Origin of the sequence: Paenibacillus cellulositrophicus, from assembly GCF_009363095.1 — a bacterium.
GTDB lineage: Bacteria > Bacillota > Bacilli > Paenibacillales > Paenibacillaceae > Paenibacillus_AQ > Paenibacillus_AQ favisporus.
Genome location: NZ_CP045295.1, coordinates 2,434,876 through 2,451,615, shown reverse-complemented (window position 1 = coordinate 2,451,615; position 16,740 = coordinate 2,434,876). Strand labels below are relative to the sequence as shown.

General features: G+C 54.8%; 16 protein-coding genes. 12 read left to right on the top strand and 4 right to left on the bottom strand.

All coding sequences use genetic code 11. The features are described from left to right. Positions 1–148: 148 nt before the first annotated feature. A complete protein-coding gene (locus GCU45_RS11085) occupies positions 149–517 on the top strand; it encodes a sensory rhodopsin transducer (RefSeq protein WP_152398963.1) in 369 nt (122 codons plus the stop codon). 120 nt (positions 518–637) lie between these two features. On the opposite strand, the gene GCU45_RS11080 is transcribed toward GCU45_RS11085, so the two are convergent. The 3 genes from GCU45_RS11080 to GCU45_RS11070 form a co-directional block, all read right to left on the bottom strand. Continuing rightward, positions 638–1,441: a CPBP family intramembrane glutamic endopeptidase gene (locus tag GCU45_RS11080; RefSeq protein ID WP_152398962.1), complete on the bottom strand. Its 804-nt coding sequence runs from the start codon at positions 1,439–1,441 to the stop codon at positions 638–640. Between the two features lie 42 nt (positions 1,442–1,483). Beyond that, positions 1,484–2,032, bottom strand: coding sequence for an AAA family ATPase (locus GCU45_RS11075; RefSeq protein WP_145948376.1), 549 nt, complete (start codon positions 2,030–2,032; stop codon positions 1,484–1,486). Positions 2,033–2,130: 98 nt separating this feature from the next. Next, positions 2,131–3,063: a copper amine oxidase N-terminal domain-containing protein gene (locus GCU45_RS11070; protein WP_244364520.1), complete on the bottom strand. Its 933-nt coding sequence runs from the start codon at positions 3,061–3,063 to the stop codon at positions 2,131–2,133. A 268-nt stretch (positions 3,064–3,331) separates the two neighbouring features. Between GCU45_RS11070 and GCU45_RS11065 the strand changes: the two genes are divergently transcribed. Both GCU45_RS11065 and GCU45_RS11060 read left to right on the top strand, forming a co-directional pair. Next, the gene (locus tag GCU45_RS11065) at positions 3,332–3,709 is read left to right on the top strand and encodes a MerR family transcriptional regulator (protein ID WP_341874553.1); all 378 of its coding nucleotides are present in this window, start codon (positions 3,332–3,334) and stop codon (positions 3,707–3,709) included. Further along, entirely contained in the window at positions 3,709–4,431 is a 723-nt protein-coding gene (locus GCU45_RS11060) for an SDR family oxidoreductase (protein ID WP_152398961.1), read from the top strand. Before GCU45_RS11065 ends, GCU45_RS11060 begins: the two co-directional genes overlap by 1 nt. Positions 4,432–4,467: 36 nt before the next feature. On the opposite strand, the gene GCU45_RS11055 is transcribed toward GCU45_RS11060, so the two are convergent. Further along, positions 4,468–4,902: a ferritin family protein gene (locus tag GCU45_RS11055; protein ID WP_152398960.1), complete on the bottom strand. Its 435-nt coding sequence runs from the start codon at positions 4,900–4,902 to the stop codon at positions 4,468–4,470. Positions 4,903–5,545: 643 nt separating this feature from the next. Here GCU45_RS11055 and GCU45_RS11050 point away from each other — a divergent pair. The 9 genes from GCU45_RS11050 to GCU45_RS11010 all read left to right on the top strand — a co-directional run bounded on the left by GCU45_RS11050 (position 5,546) and on the right by GCU45_RS11010 (position 16,694). Next, positions 5,546–6,568, top strand: coding sequence for a LacI family DNA-binding transcriptional regulator (locus GCU45_RS11050; protein ID WP_163881144.1), 1,023 nt, complete (start codon positions 5,546–5,548; stop codon positions 6,566–6,568). A gap of 22 nt (positions 6,569–6,590) precedes the next feature. Beyond that, positions 6,591–7,463 (top strand): carbohydrate ABC transporter permease, encoded by an 873-nt coding sequence (locus tag GCU45_RS11045; protein WP_152398958.1) that lies wholly within the window; start codon positions 6,591–6,593, stop codon positions 7,461–7,463. A 14-nt stretch (positions 7,464–7,477) separates the two neighbouring features. Beyond that, a complete protein-coding gene (locus GCU45_RS11040; protein ID WP_105444272.1) occupies positions 7,478–8,299 on the top strand; it encodes a carbohydrate ABC transporter permease in 822 nt (273 codons plus the stop codon). A gap of 174 nt (positions 8,300–8,473) precedes the next feature. Next, complete coding sequence (locus GCU45_RS11035) at positions 8,474–9,781, top strand: ABC transporter substrate-binding protein (RefSeq protein ID WP_167527117.1); 1,308 nt, start codon at positions 8,474–8,476, stop codon at positions 9,779–9,781. Between the two features lie 98 nt (positions 9,782–9,879). Next, positions 9,880–11,133, top strand: a complete 1,254-nt coding sequence (locus GCU45_RS11030) for an amidohydrolase family protein (protein ID WP_152398956.1) — start codon at positions 9,880–9,882, stop codon at positions 11,131–11,133. Positions 11,134–11,188: 55 nt separating this feature from the next. Continuing rightward, the gene (locus GCU45_RS11025) at positions 11,189–13,240 is read left to right on the top strand and encodes a YyaL domain-containing protein (protein ID WP_208837115.1); all 2,052 of its coding nucleotides are present in this window, start codon (positions 11,189–11,191) and stop codon (positions 13,238–13,240) included. A 318-nt stretch (positions 13,241–13,558) separates the two neighbouring features. Continuing rightward, the gene (locus GCU45_RS11020) at positions 13,559–14,947 is read left to right on the top strand and encodes a sedoheptulokinase (RefSeq protein ID WP_167527116.1); all 1,389 of its coding nucleotides are present in this window, start codon (positions 13,559–13,561) and stop codon (positions 14,945–14,947) included. 7 nt (positions 14,948–14,954) lie between these two features. Then, on the top strand, positions 14,955–15,644 hold the full coding sequence (locus tag GCU45_RS11015) for an aspartate/glutamate racemase family protein (protein ID WP_152398954.1): 690 nt from the start codon (positions 14,955–14,957) through the stop codon (positions 15,642–15,644). Between the two features lie 120 nt (positions 15,645–15,764). Then, a complete protein-coding gene (locus tag GCU45_RS11010; protein ID WP_152398953.1) occupies positions 15,765–16,694 on the top strand; it encodes a class II fructose-bisphosphate aldolase in 930 nt (309 codons plus the stop codon). Positions 16,695–16,740: the final 46 nt, after the last annotated feature.

Sequence of the window (16,740 nt, the reverse complement as noted above, 5' to 3'; positions counted from 1 at the left end):
CAGCGCGCCCTGTTTTTTAACCAAAAAGAAAGGAATATTGGATGTAATCGCTTCCCTGAGAGGTTTATAATGGAAAAAAGCCGCGTCTCCGTCTTATGGGCCTAGCTAAGGAGGCACGGCAAAACTTTTTTCGAAAAGAGGGATTCGAATGTCCAAGGGTCAGTTACAGTGGATTATTCCCGACGGGTACATTCCACCGACGAGCAGCGGCCAGCTGGAAAGCCACGAATCGATTTGCGTGCTGAACTTAAGCGGAGAAGAAGTGACGGTGACGGTCAACGCTTTTTTCGAAGACCGGGAACCGCTCCTAGGCATGACAGCGACTGTGGGGGGGCAGCGGACGCATCATATCCGCACGGCCCATCTGAACGTGGAAGGGAAGTACATACCGAAAGGGATTCCTTATGCCATGGAGGTCACCGGCAGTGCGCCGATTTTTGTGCAGTACAGCCGGCTGGATTCTACGCAGGCCGAGAACGCGCTGATGAGCGTCATGGCCTATCCGGTGAAGGAGTAAAAACTGCGCCGGGAGGGAGCACGGGTGCTGTTCGAGGTCAAGGGTTTTAAATAAGCCGGCAGCCATGCCCTGGCCACTTCTTAGAAGAGGCTGGGGCATTTATGTTACATTTTAGGGGACTCACGCCTTGGAATGAAATCTATACTGTGTTAATGTTTTTCCCCATAAAAAAGCGATCAGCATAACCACTAAGGCTGTTACAAGAAAAACGGAAAAAGTAGCGTAGCTCGAATCATAATTAGGAAGCAGGAAGGAACAAACATTATTCATCGTATGAACAATAACTGCCGCAATGATATTTTTATCTGTGTTTTTATAGACCCAAACAATCAAAACCCGTAATAAGACGGAGCTTGCACATTGCCATACGATCCACATTGCAGAATGGTCCGTTTGAAGATGCGGAATGACGTGCCATACTTGCCAAATGACCCCTAGCATTACACTAGCAGTCCATGCGTTCCATCGATTTTCAAGCTTGTCATATACATATCCTTGCCAACCAATCTCTTCACATAGCCCAGGAACAAAAAAAAGCAAAAACAAACCAACGACTGTTAGAGGAGAAAATGACAGTGGGGGTACGGACGGTAGCAGGCTCTTCATAACTCCGTAAGAAATAACCATGATCAGCGGCATGGAAAGAAAAACCGGAATATACCAGCTTTTGCGCTCTATTTTAATGCGAAGTATTTTCCTGCATAAATCTTTAACACCTTGAGTTCGATCTTTCTGATAAACCAGGATCAAAGCAGCAATCATAGGACATACAAACATCAAAGCGCTAATGGGAAGGTTGATCGGGATATCCTTTTGTATGTTTGCCGCCATACCTAATAACCAAAACGGAATAGATAAGACAAAAACCAAACCAAAATAGATCCAAATTGAAGGAGAAGAATGATGAGATGTGAAATTTTTCATAAAGAATTTTACCTCATTACGTTATTGTGACTTGCCGGCCATTCAGGGCCGGGCCTTTTCGGGCAGCATTAAAGCTTGCCGCACTGACGAATTGCGGATCATCCGCAGCTTTCCGCGGTATGGCTCCACGATCTGCATAATTTCCGGCTTTTCCTTTTTCGCGTGCCGGTAGTTCCATTGGTACATTTTGCGGAGCATGCTGAACGTTTGCTTGTAGTTCCCCTGCGCAAGCCCCAGCTTTTGCACGGTAAAACGCTTCAGTATGCGGTAATTGCGGACCCAGATCGGCGTATCGACGTAAACGATCAGGTCCGCGTCCGCGAAGCTCCGCTGCACCCACTGATAATGGACGCCCTCGATAATCCACCGGTCCTGCTCGAGAATGCCGTTCAGGATGCGGTCTCTTTCCTCGAAGCTGTTCTTCACGTCTCCATGGTCCGTGCGCCTCCACACCATATTATCCAATTCATAATAAGGGATGCCCAATTGGTCGGACAACGCTCTTGCCAAAGTCGATTTGCCGCTGCCGACCGAGCCGATAATGCGAATTTTGTCAGGTGTCTTCGCACTGTCCGGTCTATAAACTGCCATGATCCTCGCCTCCCGTTAACGATAAATTCGATTCTCCGGAAGGGAGATCCTGCCTGATCAGTCCAACATTTCGATCCACCGGGTAACTAGGCCAGTTTCTATTCTTCTTCAGGAATTTGAACAATAATATAGTTTGGTTTTGCGTTATTTGAGTCTACTTCCGTTTCCTTGAACACAACATCGTTCCATTTGTCCTTATGAATCAAGCTATAGCCGGTCGATCCGATATGCGGCATCCAACGGAAGGCGGCGAATGTGGAGTCTTTAACGGAAGGCCGTATTCCAATTTCGTTGGTTATCGTTCCGTAAATAAAATACAGCTGCTTCTGAGTACTTGCTGTATTGGTGATTAGACCTTGCCATTTCAAATAAGCAGTATGACCAGAAATTTCAAAATAACTGATGACATTGTTGTTTGTTTCAAAAAATTGATCATGCACATTTTTTGGAAAATAATACTGGATACTTGAAGTCTCGTAAGTGGGAGTATTTATTTTAGGCAGCAGTGACACTCTTGGAAGATTGATTGCTGCATTCCTTGCAACGCTTAACTCATCACTCAGGAGATCGCTGGTCAAATATGAGCTTACCTTTGCGATGAATGCTGTCTGAGTGGATGGATTCCAGGTAACAGAGCCGCCCATGGTTTCCGTGACAAATCGCAGGGGGATCATCGTTTTTCCATCATAGATAAACGGAGCCGTGTTCAACTTCACAGCTTTTCCGTTTTTCAGGGCAGTTGTTTTGTTAATGGTAAGCAATAGACGGGTATCCTTGACTTTTGCGGTCACTTGTTTTGCAGCATGATTCCATTGGAAAGTTATATTATCTAGCGCTTTAGCTTCAGTGAAGCTAATAAATATTTGATTGTTTTTTATAAGGACATCTTTTGGTGCCAGATCTTGATTATTGATGATGACATGAGTTCCACTATTGGTTCTGGCTGCTGCCGTACCGATGCTGTGATCCGGCAGCATGATAGCTGCTGCACAGAGAAATGAAATCGAGGCCATGGTGATTTTCTTCATCATTCGTCCCTTCTGTTTAGATATTCCTAAATATAGACGTCCTAAAAACGAGAAAGTATGACTTCATTACATCTTAACCAGCCTCCATAAAGACCGAGGTCATGGCCTCAACCAGCCCCGTTCTCCAGTGCACTTACCAGAAAAATTAACGGACAGCCCATCGATCAGAGTTGATGATAAAAATACCGTAAACCACCGCTTGACCTTCACATGATGTGAGGGTTTACACTTGTTTTAACAGATGGCTGCAAGGCCGATGAAAGGAGTGACGATGATGCATATCAGCGAGCTGTCCCGCGCGACGGGCGTCAGCCTGCGCTCACTGCGGTATTACGAGGAGAAGGAGCTGCTTCATCCCGTCCGGCTGGATAACGGATACCGGGAGTACAGCTTGTCCGATGTCGAGCGCGTCCGGATCATCCAGCTGTACTTCAGCCTTGGACTAAGCGCCAAAGAAATCAGCGATGCCTATCCGTGCGCCGGATCGGAGGAGGTTCGGCGGGAATGCTTGCCCGGAGCAATCCGGGTGGGGGAAGCCAAGCTGGCGGAGATTGGGGAGCGGATCGACACGCTTCGAAAAGCGGAAGACCATTTGCGGGAATGCCTGACCGTTTGGAGACGTCAACTGAAGGAAGGAGGCGATTACTGATGAGCAGCAAGCGGGTAGCGCTGGTCACCGGCGGGAATCGCGGTATCGGCAAAGAAATCGCCAGACAGTTGGCGCACAAAGGGCTGCATGTGATCATCGGCTGCAGGAGCGAAGAGAAGGGGTGGCAAGCCGTATCCGAACTGCGCTCGGAAGGTCTTGAGCTGGAGGTCCAGGCAGTGGATCTGCAAGATCCGGGAAGCATTGATGCGATGATGGATCGAATCCGGCAGGAGCACGGCAGGCTGGACGTCCTTGTTAACAACGCGGGCATCATTCTGGATCGGAGCGTATCCGTCCTGGACGTGGAGGAGGATGTGATGAAAGAAACGCTGGAGACCAACTTCTTCGGCGCGCTGCGCATGATCCAGGCAGTGGTGCCGCTGATGAAGGAGCAAGGGTATGGGCGGATCGTCAACATGTCGTCCGGTCTCGGTTCCTTTGAGGTGATGCAGGGTCTTCTTGGGCTCAAGGGTTCTTCCTCCGCTTATCGGATTTCCAAAACGATGCTAAATGCGCTGACGGTGCTGGTGGACCAGGAAGCCGCGGCGTACGGCATTCAAACGAATGCTGTCTGCCCCGGCAGAGTGCAGACCGATATGGGCGGGACGGACGCTCCGCTCTCGGTGGCGGAGGGGGCCGATACGGCCGTATGGCTGGCCACTGCGGGAGAGGACGGCCCCAGCGGTGGATATTTCCGGGAACGGCGGGCTATTGCCTGGTGAACGGAAGACAGTTTCCCAAAAATGAATAGCCAGGGGTTATTCCCTGGCCTGCTTTGTAAGAAAGTACAAAAACCAAACGGCATGGTTCTGCTCATCGGCGGCTGCCCTGAGGAAGGCCTGCTTCACGGTCGGATCGGATGCCCGGTCGGCGGCTTCATGGTAGAAGTCCACCGTGTTCTGTTCGTCCTTGAAGGCAAAGAGGAGGCCATCCCGGTAGACGGAGGGGCAGGGCTCATTGATGACAGGTGCCGGCTGTCTTCCGGTCAGGGACGTGTACAGCCCGGCAAACGTTTGATAGTGTCTGATTTCGTCTTTACGGATCTCCATGATCTGTGTGCGTTCTTCTTCGCTTGGCGCCGCACCCGCCAGCCGTTCATAGCAGGCGATGGCGGAGTATTCTCCGTTGATGGCTTTCTCGAGATCGGCGATGGATGAGGCCGGAGCCCGATAGTCCCACGTATAGTAATACATCCTTGGTGTATCTCCCTTCGCAAATATAGGCTTTCCTTCACCCTATTCAGCTTCTTGGGCAAATGTCATTCATTTAGGAAAAAATAGTGGGGAGGGAAAATGTTAAGCCGTCACCCATAAACGCCACCCATAAAATGGTTATTTTTTATTTTTGATATACCCGTTGACACTCCATCCTGGAAGCGCTATTATAGACCCATCTTAATCAAGTTGTTGCACCAAAACGGGAACGTTCCCAAAATTTTCATCGGTTTTGATCCGGTCATTCGGCTTTCTGTTAGATCCTTTCCCGTCCACATGAACCCTGAAGAAGCAAAGGTGGGAGAGGCATTTCCTTCATTTTGGGAACGTTCCCAAAATGAAGTTGGCGGCGGATGATTGGAGGACCGTGACGGAAACAAGACGGGAACCTCAGAGAGGCTGTATGGATAGCTCTAAGACGGGGGACAGACAACCAACTGCTAGTGCCGTGAATCCTTCCGGTAAAGAAATGGCAGCTCCTGCCAAACAAGTCCTTTTCTTGGACCTAGGCTGTCTGGTAAAATGGGAACGTTCCCAAAAATGGTATTCGTGCTGTATCTTGCCAACGATTCCGCATCAGTGGGATAGGCAAGTGAAGGGGCCGAAACATGGGAAACGATACATGGAGAGAGTGATAACAGTGGGTCCAACCATTCACGATGTCGCCAGATTGGCAGGAACAAGCAAAAGCACCGTGTCCCGTTACCTGAACGGGCAGCAGGTTAAAAAAGCAACGCAGGAAGCGCTGGATAAAGCCATCAAGGAGCTGAATTTCCACCGCAACGCCAATGCCCGCAGGCTGGTGCTTGACCGAACGAACAGCATCGCGGTCGTCGTCGACAACATTTCGAATATTTTCTATTCCGGCATCATCCGGGGCATTGAGGGAGTAGCCAATCTGAAGGGATACAATTGCACCTTCCTGAGCTGGACTTCCAACTATGCCGAAGAAATATCCTTTCTCAACCTTCTGTACGAAGGGCAGGTCGACGGAGTGATCCTGGTGAGCTTCCAAAAGCGCAAAGACGAAGACCTGGAGAGAATCAGGGACTCGCAGTATCCGATCGCGCTGATCGGGGATCACGGCGGCAAGGACGGCATCTTCGCAGTCGACGTGGACAATGCGGCGGGGGTCTACGATATCGTCGGATACTTGCACAGCCTGGGCCACCGGGAGATCGCATACATTTCCGGACCGCAGCATGCCGCAGCGAACCAGCACCGTTTTAACGGTTATTTGCAGGCGATGGAAACGCTTGGGTTAACCTACCGTCCAGAATGGGTGGTGGAGTCGGACTGGAGCAGCCAAGGCGGATATCAGGCCATGCAGCAGCTGCTGGAGCGCAAAGGCTTCTCGGCCGTTATCGGCTCCAACGACGAAGCGGCAACCGGGGCGCTGCGGGCCATCCAGGAGCACGGACTGAACGTGCCCAAGCAGATGTCGGTCGTCGGGTATGACGACATTTCGATCTCGGAATGGGTGTACCCGTCGCTGACGACGGTGCGCCAGCCCTTTGAAGCCATCGGCCGAAAAGCGGCGGAAGGATTGTTTCAGCAAATTGAAGGCGTCCAGGACAAGAGTGAGGAAGCGATCCATCTGCTGAAGCCGAAGCTCATCGTCCGGGACTCTTGCGGAACCAAGTAAAGTGTAAAAAGGGGTGAATACGATGGGCTCCAAGGTCAACAGGTCATTTTACGGTTACATCTTTGTGGCGCCTTTCTTCATCGGCTTTGCCGTATTCGGGCTGATGCCGATTCTGTACACGCTCTACCTCAGCTTCATGAAATGGGACGGATTTTCGGATCCGGTCTATGTGGGGCTGGCGAATTATTCACGCCTGCTGCACGACAGCTTCTTTTATCAGACGATAGGCAACACGCTTATTATTTGGATTCTATCCAACGTTCCCCAGCTCATCTTATCGGTGCTGCTCGCGCTGGTGCTGAACGAGCGCTTTATCCGGGGCAAGCATTTCTTCCGGGCGGTCTATTTCTTTCCTCACATCATTACGCCGGTCACGCTGGGGGTCATCTTCTCCCTCATGTTCGACTGGCAGACCGGGACGATCAACAAGCTGCTCATGAGTCTGGGGATCATTCACGATCCGGTCAACTGGTTTAACAGCCCATGGTGGTCCAGAATCATCGCATCGGGGGTCATCTGCTGGCAGTACTTCGGGTTTAACATGATCGTCTTTATCGCCGGACTTCAGGGCATTCCGAGAGAAGTGTATGAAGCCGCGGAAGTGGATGGGGCGAGCAAAAAGCAGACGGCGCTGCACATTACGCTGCCGCTGCTGCGTCCGGTATTCCTGTTCGTGTTCATTACGTCGGTCATCGGCGGCCTGCAGCTGTTTGATGCGCCGCTCATGCTCGGAGACGGGCCAGGCAACTCCTCCAGAACGATGGTCATGTACTTATATGAAACGGCTTTCAAAAACTTTGATTACAGCTACGGGGCGGCGGTCGCCTACGGAATTTTCTTTGTGGTCATGTTCTTTACGGCCATTACGGCCAAAGCGTCGAAGCTGAAGGATTAAGGAGGTCCACCTTCATGGCTAAAATACTTACCCGAGGCATTCTGTACCTCTTTCTCATCGCCGTGGCGGCGACATGCCTGCTGCCCTTCTACAGCATGATCATAACGTCGACCCATGCCAACTCGGATATCGCGCGCAGGCTGCTGCTCATTCCGGGAGACCAGTTCCTCGACAACTACGCGAGGCTGAAGGACACGGTCAACATTTGGCGGGGCTTCGGGAACACCGTCCTGATCACCGTCACATCGACGATCATTAACGTGTACTTTGCGGCACTGGCCGGGTACGGCTTCTCGAAATACAACTTTAAGTACAAAAACGTACTGTTCCTGTTTGTGCTCGGCACGATGATGATTCCGGGCCAACTCGGCATCATCGGTTTCTTCAAGCTGATGGATTCGCTGAACATGCTGAACACGTACTGGCCGCTCATTTTGCCGTCGATCCACAATGCTTTTGGGATTTTCCTGATGCGGCAGTTCGCGGATTCCTCGGTGCCGACGGAAATCATTGAATCGGGACGGATGGACGGGTATGGCGAGTGGCAGATTTTTAACCGGATCGTGCTGCCGATTATGAGTCCGGGGCTTGCGACGCTGGGGATCTTCGCTTTTATCGGCAAATGGAACGATTTTCTCACGCCGATGATCGTCCTCTTCGACAACAACCTGCAGACGCTGCCGGTCATGATCGCGAGCTTGAAATCCCAGTTTACATCAGACTTTGGCGCACAGTATGTGGGCATCGTGATTGCAGTCGTGCCGATCCTCGTCTTCTTCTCGTTCATGTCCAAACGGATTATCGACGGCGTGGCGGCAGGTGCGGTCAAAGGCTGACCGATAGGATCAGGCTATCCAAGCCGGTTTGACTTTCAGACTCCAGGGAAAGAGGTGATGACCGGGAAACGGCGCAGTGACTGCCATGATAATACAGTAAATTGAAAGCGTTCTACAAATTGCGGGCAGATGTTACGCATGCACTTCAATCACGACCAAAAGGGGAGATCGGTTTTGAAAACGAAGAAATGGCTGATGATGGTGCTGTCCGTCCTGCTGGTCGGCAGCATGCTGGCCGGATGCGGAAGCAAGGCTTCGGACAGCAGCAGTACGGCAAGCGGAGACGACTCGGGCAAAGCCGCCGAATCCGGCGAGCTCAAGGGCCACTTGGTCATCTGGACGTTCTTTGACCAGGTGAAGGACATGGCCGACCAGTTTCAGGCGAAAAATCCCGGCGTCACCGTAGACGTCAAAATGTTCCCGGGCGACCAATACCAGACGAAGCTGCTGACTGCGCTGCAGTCCGGCCGCGACGTTCCCGATATTTTCGACCTGGAGCGCGGGTATATCGGCAAATTCATCGATTCGAAGTTTTTGACGGACCTGTCGGCGATGGGCGCCGAGGATCTGGTGAAAGATTACATCCCTTACGTTCAGGAGCTGGGACGCTCCCAGGACGGCAAGCTGCGGGCGATTTCCGACCACTCTTCACCGGGCGGCTTCTGGTATATGCGCGATACAGCCAAGAAGTACCTTGGTACGGATGATCCCGACAAAGTCAGCGATATGGTCAGCTCGTGGGACAAAATCATTGAGCTCGGCAAAAAGGTGGCAGCGGACAGCGGCGGCAAAGTGCACCTGATCCAAAACGCCGGAGACCTGTTCGACATTGAAGCCTACAACACCCAGCCGTGGGTGAAGGACGGCAAGCTGAACATCGATCCGAAATGGCAGACGATCTATCAGACCCAGCTGGATATCCGTAAAAACAACGTGGACGCCAAGCTTCCGTTCATGTCGGCGGGCTGGGGCAACGCGCTGAACGACGGCAGCGTCGTGCTGACTTCGATGCCGGCATGGGCCGGATTTATGGTCGATAATAAGGACGACAAGGCCAAAGGCAAGTACGGTGTAGCTAAAACGCCGGAAGGCTTCTACTCTGGCGGAACGTACCGCGGCATCTACGAAAAATCCAAGAACAAGGATCTGGCGTATGAGTTCATCAAATATATCGCCGGCGAGGAATGGCAGCAGCACAACCTGGAGAAAACGGGCAATATGCCGGGCAACAGCAAAGTGTACGAAGCCAATCTGGATACGTTTAAATCCCCGCTGTTCGGCGACGAAAACGTCTTGAAGCCTTATTACGAAACCGTCGTGAAAATTCCGGCAGCCAAAGCGGATAAGTACGGCGAGGAGATTTTGAGCAAGTGGAGAAAGGTCGCCAGCGACGGCATAACGAACAACCGCAGCTTTGACGACGTCGTGACCGATTTCAAAAAAGAAGTGAAGAACGCTTTCCCTGAGCTGAATGTGGACTGATCGCCCGGTCATGGGCAGAAACGACATATAAATAGACGCGGCTGCTGTTCGGATGAGAAGAGGAGCAGCCGCTCCATTTTTGGAAGGAGAAAGGCCCGATGAGCAGCATACATGATTATATCAGCGAACTACGGATCATCGACGGACACGAGCATTTGGCGACTCCGCAGATCAGACAAAGAGAGCAGCAGGATTTTTTCTCCCTGATGCATTACCTGGATTCCGACTTTATTACGGCGGGGATGCAGCGCGGGGCTTTAAGCGGCCGGCTGCGCAGTGACGAAGAGAAAGCGGCTACCTTCCTGCAGTACTGGCAGCGCGCGAACAACACCACGTACGCGAACATGTTCCGGACGGCCATGAAGGACCTGTACGGCTTTGAAGATTGGACGGTCCAAGGCATTCTGGAGGTTAATGATAAAGTTAAGGCGGCGACGAATAACCCGGACTGGTACCGGGAGGTGCTATACGAACGCTCAAAAATTGACCTGGCGTTCACGCTGATCCAAACCACGCAATTGGATTACGAATTGTTCCGGCCGATCATGTTTATGGATTTTACCTTTAAACTTCGAACACTCAAGGATATTCACGACGTGGAGAACGCCGCAGGGATGCATGTGCATTCGTTCCCGGGCTATCTCGAAGCAGTGGATGCCTTATTGCATAGATACAAACAGGAAGGAATGGTCGCAACGAAGCTGGGCCATGCGTATTGGCGGAGCCTCGCCAGCACTAAGCCGACGTTCCACGAAGCGGAGATCGTCTTCAACCGGCTGCTGGGCTATACGCTGCAGGATGGGCTGTCGAAGGAAGAGACGCTGGCGCTGCAGGACTACCTCATTCATTTCATCATCCAGCGTTCCATCGCTTATGAGCTGCCGATCCAGATTCACACCGGCCATCATGAATCGAGCGTGTCCGGCAACGGCAACATCCTGACCAACTCGAACGCAGAGCTGTTGCTGCCGCTGCTGGCGCAGTACCGGGACGCCAAATTCGTCCTGCTGCACTGTGGTTTTCCTTACCATCAATCGTATTTGAGCATCGCGAAAAATTATCCGAACGTTTACACCGACTTTACCTGGGTGCATATCATCTCGCCGACGATCGGCAAGCAGATTCTGCATCAAATGATCGAGATGGTGCCGCAGTCGAAGATCCAGGGATTCGGCGGCGACTACAACCATATCGAAGGAACCTACGCGCACCTGAAGCTGGTACGGAACCTAGCGGGCGACGTGTTAACCGAGAAAGTTCAGGAGGGCAGCATGACGGAAAAGGCGGCGATGGAATTCGCCAAGCGCATTTTCCGGGACAACCTGATCGAGATATACCAGCTGGATATGTAATGTAGAAAAGTTTCCGGGAAAAAGCAGGCTATTGGAAGAAAGGCGGGAGTCAATCGTGGGATGGAAGGCAGAGGCAGACGGTGGTGAGCGTTACGTACTGAACGTGTATCGGCCCGGTGAGGAGCAGGGGGAGGCTGCGCTGCGGTTCGGTCATTTGATCGAAGCATGGTGCCCGCTGGACGGGGCGACCCTGGAGGTTCCGATCGAAAGGGTGGATGCCTTGACGGATGGTGGGCTGGCGATGTCTGGCTCTTCGGGCGAATTTGCTGCCGAAGCGAGATGGGAAGCGGTGAAGGACAGCTGTGGCGGCTACGACGTCACCCTTCATTTAACGTATAACGGGAACGTTCCCAAAAATATGGGGCTGACGCTGCGGGCAGAGGTAATCGGTTCGGGGAAGCCGGACTGGATGATCCCCGGAGCCTTCTACAAGGAAAATCGCTTTGAGAAAAATTTGCGGCGCTATCCCCGCTATGACTACCGGGGCGGAGATCCGGAGCAGATGGTATCGGATTATTGGTCCTTCCGCTCGGACCGGGCGGCGCTGCCGGTAGTGTTTGCCTGGAATGACACGCTGTGCGGGGCGCTCTGCACGGAAGAAATGTCGGAGCTGGGCTTGACGGGCCTCGGTTTTCGGGGCAATGCGGACGGAACGGCGGTCTGGCTGAACTTCCCTTACCGGGAGGAGCCGGTGACGTTCGTCGGCGATCCGGTTCCGGCCCCTGCGGATCTGGCGTCCGCACGGTTTGAGCCGGGGCAGCAGGTAACGCTGCGCTACCGGGTGTATACGGCGGCCGGCGATCCCCACGCGTACGACCCGTTTGTGCGGCGGATGTACCGGCTGCATGCCGAGGCCTATCCGCTTCGGCCTTGGATGGATCTGGACGAGGCGGCGCAGCTGACCGCCCATGGCCTGTATACGTGGCATTATCGTCCGGAGCATCGCATATTGTACGAAACGGCGGCGTTTGACCGCGAGCTGAACAACAACGTTAAAGGACAGGGGGACCGCCCCCATATGCACGTAGGCTGGGTCAGCGGAGCGCCTTACGCGCATGCGCTGCTGCAGTACGGACGCAGGCAGGGGATAGCCGAGTATACGGCGGCCGGCATGGACGTGCTGAGCAAAATCGCCGAAGGCTTGTCGCCGAGCGGCATTTTCTGGGCGTCCTGGATCGAGGGCCGGGGCTGGACCGCCGGCTGGAATCCGAAGCCCGATTGGCTGCAGGCGAGAACGGCGGCCGAGGCGACGCTGTTCATGGTCCGGGCGCTGGATTTTGAGCGCGAACATGGGGCATCCCATCCGGACTGGGAAGCGGCGGCCCTGTCGAACTTGAACTTTGCGGCTTCCTGCCAGCGGAGCGACGGCAATTTCGGTTCCTATTACCATGCGGAGACCGGGGAGGTCGAAGAATGGGACGGCGCCGGCGGCATGCTGTGGATCGCGGCGCTGGTCGAAGGCGCGGCCTTGTTCGGGGAACCGCGGTTTGCCGAAGCCGCCGTGCGTGCCGGCAGCTATTACGAGAAGTTTATCAGGGATGAATATATTTACGGCGCTCCGGAGGATGTGCATCTGACGCCGACCTCGGAAGACGCCTATAACGCCGTCGCCGCCTATGTGCTGCTGTATGAGTTTGACCGGCAGCCGAAGTGGCTGGAGCTCGCATCCAGCGCGGCGGACTGGATGATGACGTTCCGCTGGACGTATAATCTGTGCTTCCCACGCCATACCCTGCTGGCGCAGTACGATTTTCGCTCGCGCGGCGCGGATCAGGCGTCCACGTCGAACCAGCATCTGCACAACTACGGCCTATTCTGCGTGTCGGAAATGCTGCGGTTGTGGAAGCATACCGGCGACCGGTATTACCTGGACCGTACCCGCGACCATATCGCCTGCTTCCTGCAGTTTATCGCGCGGGAGGACGGGGACTTCAATGCCTATAAAGGCATGGTCACCGAGCGTTATTACAACACGAACTGCTTCCAGCCCAAAGGAATGATGCTGACCCTGTCGCACTCCTGGTGCATCGGCTTGATTCTGTACGCGTCCCAGGAGGCGGCGGAATACGCAGCGGAGCTGGGGCTGAGCGAGCTGATCGAAGGCTAAAGGATCGAAACAGATCGAAGATTGAAGGATCAAAGCAGATCTAAAGTCTGATGGATCGAGAACAGATTCGAAGACCAAGGGATCGAAAACCGAAAGCTGGTAGCTGGAGACAAAGAAACGCTGTCTGTTCCTTATGAAAATACGCCGGTAGACGTTCTTCATCCTATCGAAATCGCCTTCCAGCGAGCCAAGGATTTCATAACGCAAAAGCGGATGGCTTGAAGGTGCCTAGCTTTATGCCCTCGAAAAAGAATAAGGAAATCCATGAAATCGCTTAGGCGAGATGAGATGCAGGACGAATACGGGAGGGGACAACGTATGTTATTTGCAGGAATTGATATCGGAACGACATCGATCAGCGCCGTGCTGATTTCGGCTGCGTCAGGCCGGGCGGTGCGCGTGGCAACATGTGCGAACGATGCTTCGGTTCGTGGGGAGCACAACTGGGAACGGCTGCAGGATCCGCAGCGGATTATGGAGCAAGTCCGAGGGTTGCTTGCGGAGTGCCAAGAGGAATGGCCGGACGTTGCCGCGGTCGGAATTTCCTGCCAGATGCACGGCATTCTTTATGTCAACGGGGATGGCCAAAGCGTCAGCCCGCTCTACACCTGGCAGGATGGGCGGGGAGACGAGCGGATGGAGGACCGGGATGTTTCTTACGCACGGTATCTTCGGGAACGTACGGGTTATCCGTCAGCCAGCGGCTATGGACTGGTGACCCACTTTCATCATGTGAAAAACGGGAACGTTCCCAAAGATGCGGTTTACTTATGTACGATCGGCGATTACGTGGCTATGCAGCTGACGGGCGCCGCCAAACCGCTCATGGATCCATCCAACGCGGCCGGGATCGGATTGTTCTCGGCGAGCCGGCACTGCTTTGATGAAGGAGCGCTGCGGCGGGCCGGGATGGATGTATCCATTCTGCCGCCCGTATGCCAGGGCACGGAGCCGGCCGGTAGAACGCCGGACGGCAAGCCCGTAGCATGCGCGATCGGCGACAACCAGGCGAGCTTCCTCGGTTCGGTATCGCAGCTGGAGCGGACGCTGCTCGTCAACGTCGGAACCGGCTCGCAAATTTCCATTTACACGGACAACGACGTGTCTCCGGAGGAGTTGGATGCTGCGGCCGGCCTTGAAATCCGACCGTTTCCGGGAGGAGGCTCGCTGCTGGTAGGTGCCCCCCTTAGCGGGGGCAAGTCCTACGCCATGCTGCTGGCGTTCTTTCAAGAGGTCGGAAGAGCCTTCGGCACGTCTCCGGATGAAGGCGAGATCTACGCGCGGATGAATGAATGGGCCCGGGAGGCGCTTCAGAGTGGGGATGAGCCGCTTCAAGTGCAGACCCAGTTTTACGGAACCCGGCAGGATCCGGGCCTTCGGGGTTCCATCCGCGGCATCGGGCCGGACAATTTCACGCCCGGCCATCTGGCCGCAGGCTTCCTGAAGGGCATGGCCGACGAGCTGATGCAGTACGTCGGCGCGCTGCCGGCGGGGCTGCGCGGCAGCATCTCGGCTGCGGCGGGTTCGGGCAACGGCATCCGCCGGAACCCTCTCCTCCGAGAGATGCTGGAAGCGAAGCTCAGGCTGGCGCTTGAGCTTTCGCCCGGGGAGGAGGAAGCGGCCTATGGAGCGGCCGTGTACGGCGCAGCGGCGGCCGGATATTATCCCGATGTCCGGTCGGCGCTTAGCGAAATGAGGAAAGGGTGAACTTGCGATGGACATGGATATAGTCGATACAAGTACAACGCGCCAGCCGCAGGAATGGGGAAGCTTCAAACTGGCGGTCATTCATACGACCCCGGTCACGGTCGATCCTTTAAGGGACCTGGCACAGCAGTTGATGCCCGGCCTCCGCGTCATCAATTTGGTGGACGACTCGATCCTGCCGGAGCTCGCAGAGAACGGCGGGCGGGTGGAAGCCATCGCCGGGCGGTGGAGGCAGTATGCGCACATTGCGGAGCAGCAGGGCGCGGACTGCATCCTGAACGCCTGCTCTTCCATCGGAGAGCTGTGCGCTGCCGTACAGCCGGAGATCGCGGTGCCGATCGTGCGCATCGACGAAGCGATGGCGGAGCATGCGGTGCGCTCCGCCGGCACCATCGGCGTGGCGGCCACGCTGGCCACGACGCTCGGGCCGACGCAGCGGCTGCTGCAGCAGCAGGCAGAGCGGCTCGGAAGAGAAGTCCGGCTGGTGCCGGAGGTGATCTCTTCCGCGTACGAGCGCCTGCTGGCCGAGACGCTGGCCCGGATGGCCAGGTCGGCCGACATCGTCGTATTGGCTCAGGCCTCGATGGCGCGGGCGGTGGAAGGCCTGCCCCCGGAGGAACGGAGCCGCTTTCTGACCAGCCCTGCCTTCGGAATGGGGCGCGTACGTGAGCAATTGTCGGCGAACAGAATGAGCTGAGCAGACTTCACTGAACAGATTTAACTATAGAATAGACTTCACTGAAGAACAGACTTAATGGACGGAAGCAAGGTCCATTTTTCACATTTACAAGAGAGTAGCGAGAGGAGATTTTACCCTATGACGACCCAAGCAGGAGCTGCGGGCCGGTCCAACGTCCTGACGCTGAAGCAGGCCCTTGAAGCCGCCGAAGCCGGAAAGTACGCGATCGGTTCGTTTTCACCGCGTTATACGTCCATGATCGCCGCCGTTCTGGCGGCAGGGCAGGAGGCAGATTCGCCGCTGATCGTCCAGATTTCGCAGAAGGAGCTGATCCGGTACGGCATTACGCCGAAGGCATTTGCGGAGGAGTTCTACCACCAGCTGGAGAAGCAGCAGATCACCGTTCCGGTGGTGCTTCACCTGGACCACACGAAGGACATGGCGGTCATCGCCGAGGCCATCGAAGCGGGCTTTACCTCCGTCATGATCGACGCGTCGGAAAAGCCGTTCGAGGACAACGTCCGCGAGTCCAAAGAAGCGGCCGACTACGCCCATGCCAGAGGCGTCTCGGTTGAAGCTGAGCTCGGCATGATCGGTACGACCGATTTCGTCGAGACGGAAACCGACGAAGAGCTGTACACCGATCCCGATGAGGCGGCGGAGTTCGTTCGGCTGACCGGCGTGGACGCGCTGGCGGTATCGTGCGGCACCGCGCATGGCGTCTACAACGTGAAGCAGCCGAAGGTCGACTATGCGCGCCTGAAGGCGATCCGGGCGTTGACCCCGGTGCATCTGGTGCTGCACGGCGGTTCGGGCGTTCCGGCCGACATGATGCAGCAGGCGTTCACCCTGAACGGGGGCGGCGTCAGCAAAGTGAATATCGCGACCGACCTGGAACTGTCGCTGCTGGCAGCACTGGGCCGGGAAGAGCGGATGACGGATGCGGAGTGCCGGGCACTGGCGCCGGATCAGCTGGCTGCCGGCCGCGAAGCCGTCAAGCAGACGGTCATGAACAAGATGAAGGATTTCGTGCTGAGCGCCGGAAAGGCCGGACGCTTTTTCCAATAAACCGGATGGATCCTTACACCCAAGTAACCATGGATTGGAGCTGAAC

Bases quoted from the DNA above. Each gene is read 5' to 3' on its own strand.
- GCU45_RS11040 (WP_105444272.1), top strand. From the start codon at position 7,478: ATGGCTAAAATACTTACCCGAGGCATTCTGTACCTCTTTCTCATCGCC.
- GCU45_RS11055 (WP_152398960.1), bottom strand. From the start codon at position 4,902: ATGTATTACTATACGTGGGACTATCGGGCTCCGGCCTCATCCATCGCC.
- GCU45_RS11010 (WP_152398953.1), top strand. From the start codon at position 15,765: ATGACGACCCAAGCAGGAGCTGCGGGCCGGTCCAACGTCCTGACGCTG.
- GCU45_RS11050 (WP_163881144.1), top strand. From the start codon at position 5,546: ATGGAGAGAGTGATAACAGTGGGTCCAACCATTCACGATGTCGCCAGA.
- GCU45_RS11080 (WP_152398962.1), bottom strand. From the start codon at position 1,441: ATGAAAAATTTCACATCTCATCATTCTTCTCCTTCAATTTGGATCTAT.
- GCU45_RS11020 (WP_167527116.1), top strand. From the start codon at position 13,559: ATGTTATTTGCAGGAATTGATATCGGAACGACATCGATCAGCGCCGTG.
- GCU45_RS11045 (WP_152398958.1), top strand. From the start codon at position 6,591: ATGGGCTCCAAGGTCAACAGGTCATTTTACGGTTACATCTTTGTGGCG.
- GCU45_RS11070 (WP_244364520.1), bottom strand. From the start codon at position 3,063: ATGATGAAGAAAATCACCATGGCCTCGATTTCATTTCTCTGTGCAGCA.
- GCU45_RS11030 (WP_152398956.1), top strand. From the start codon at position 9,880: ATGAGCAGCATACATGATTATATCAGCGAACTACGGATCATCGACGGA.
- GCU45_RS11060 (WP_152398961.1), top strand. From the start codon at position 3,709: ATGAGCAGCAAGCGGGTAGCGCTGGTCACCGGCGGGAATCGCGGTATC.
- GCU45_RS11085 (WP_152398963.1), top strand. From the start codon at position 149: ATGTCCAAGGGTCAGTTACAGTGGATTATTCCCGACGGGTACATTCCA.
- GCU45_RS11065 (WP_341874553.1), top strand. From the start codon at position 3,332: ATGATGCATATCAGCGAGCTGTCCCGCGCGACGGGCGTCAGCCTGCGC.
- GCU45_RS11075 (WP_145948376.1), bottom strand. From the start codon at position 2,032: ATGGCAGTTTATAGACCGGACAGTGCGAAGACACCTGACAAAATTCGC.
- GCU45_RS11015 (WP_152398954.1), top strand. From the start codon at position 14,955: ATGGACATGGATATAGTCGATACAAGTACAACGCGCCAGCCGCAGGAA.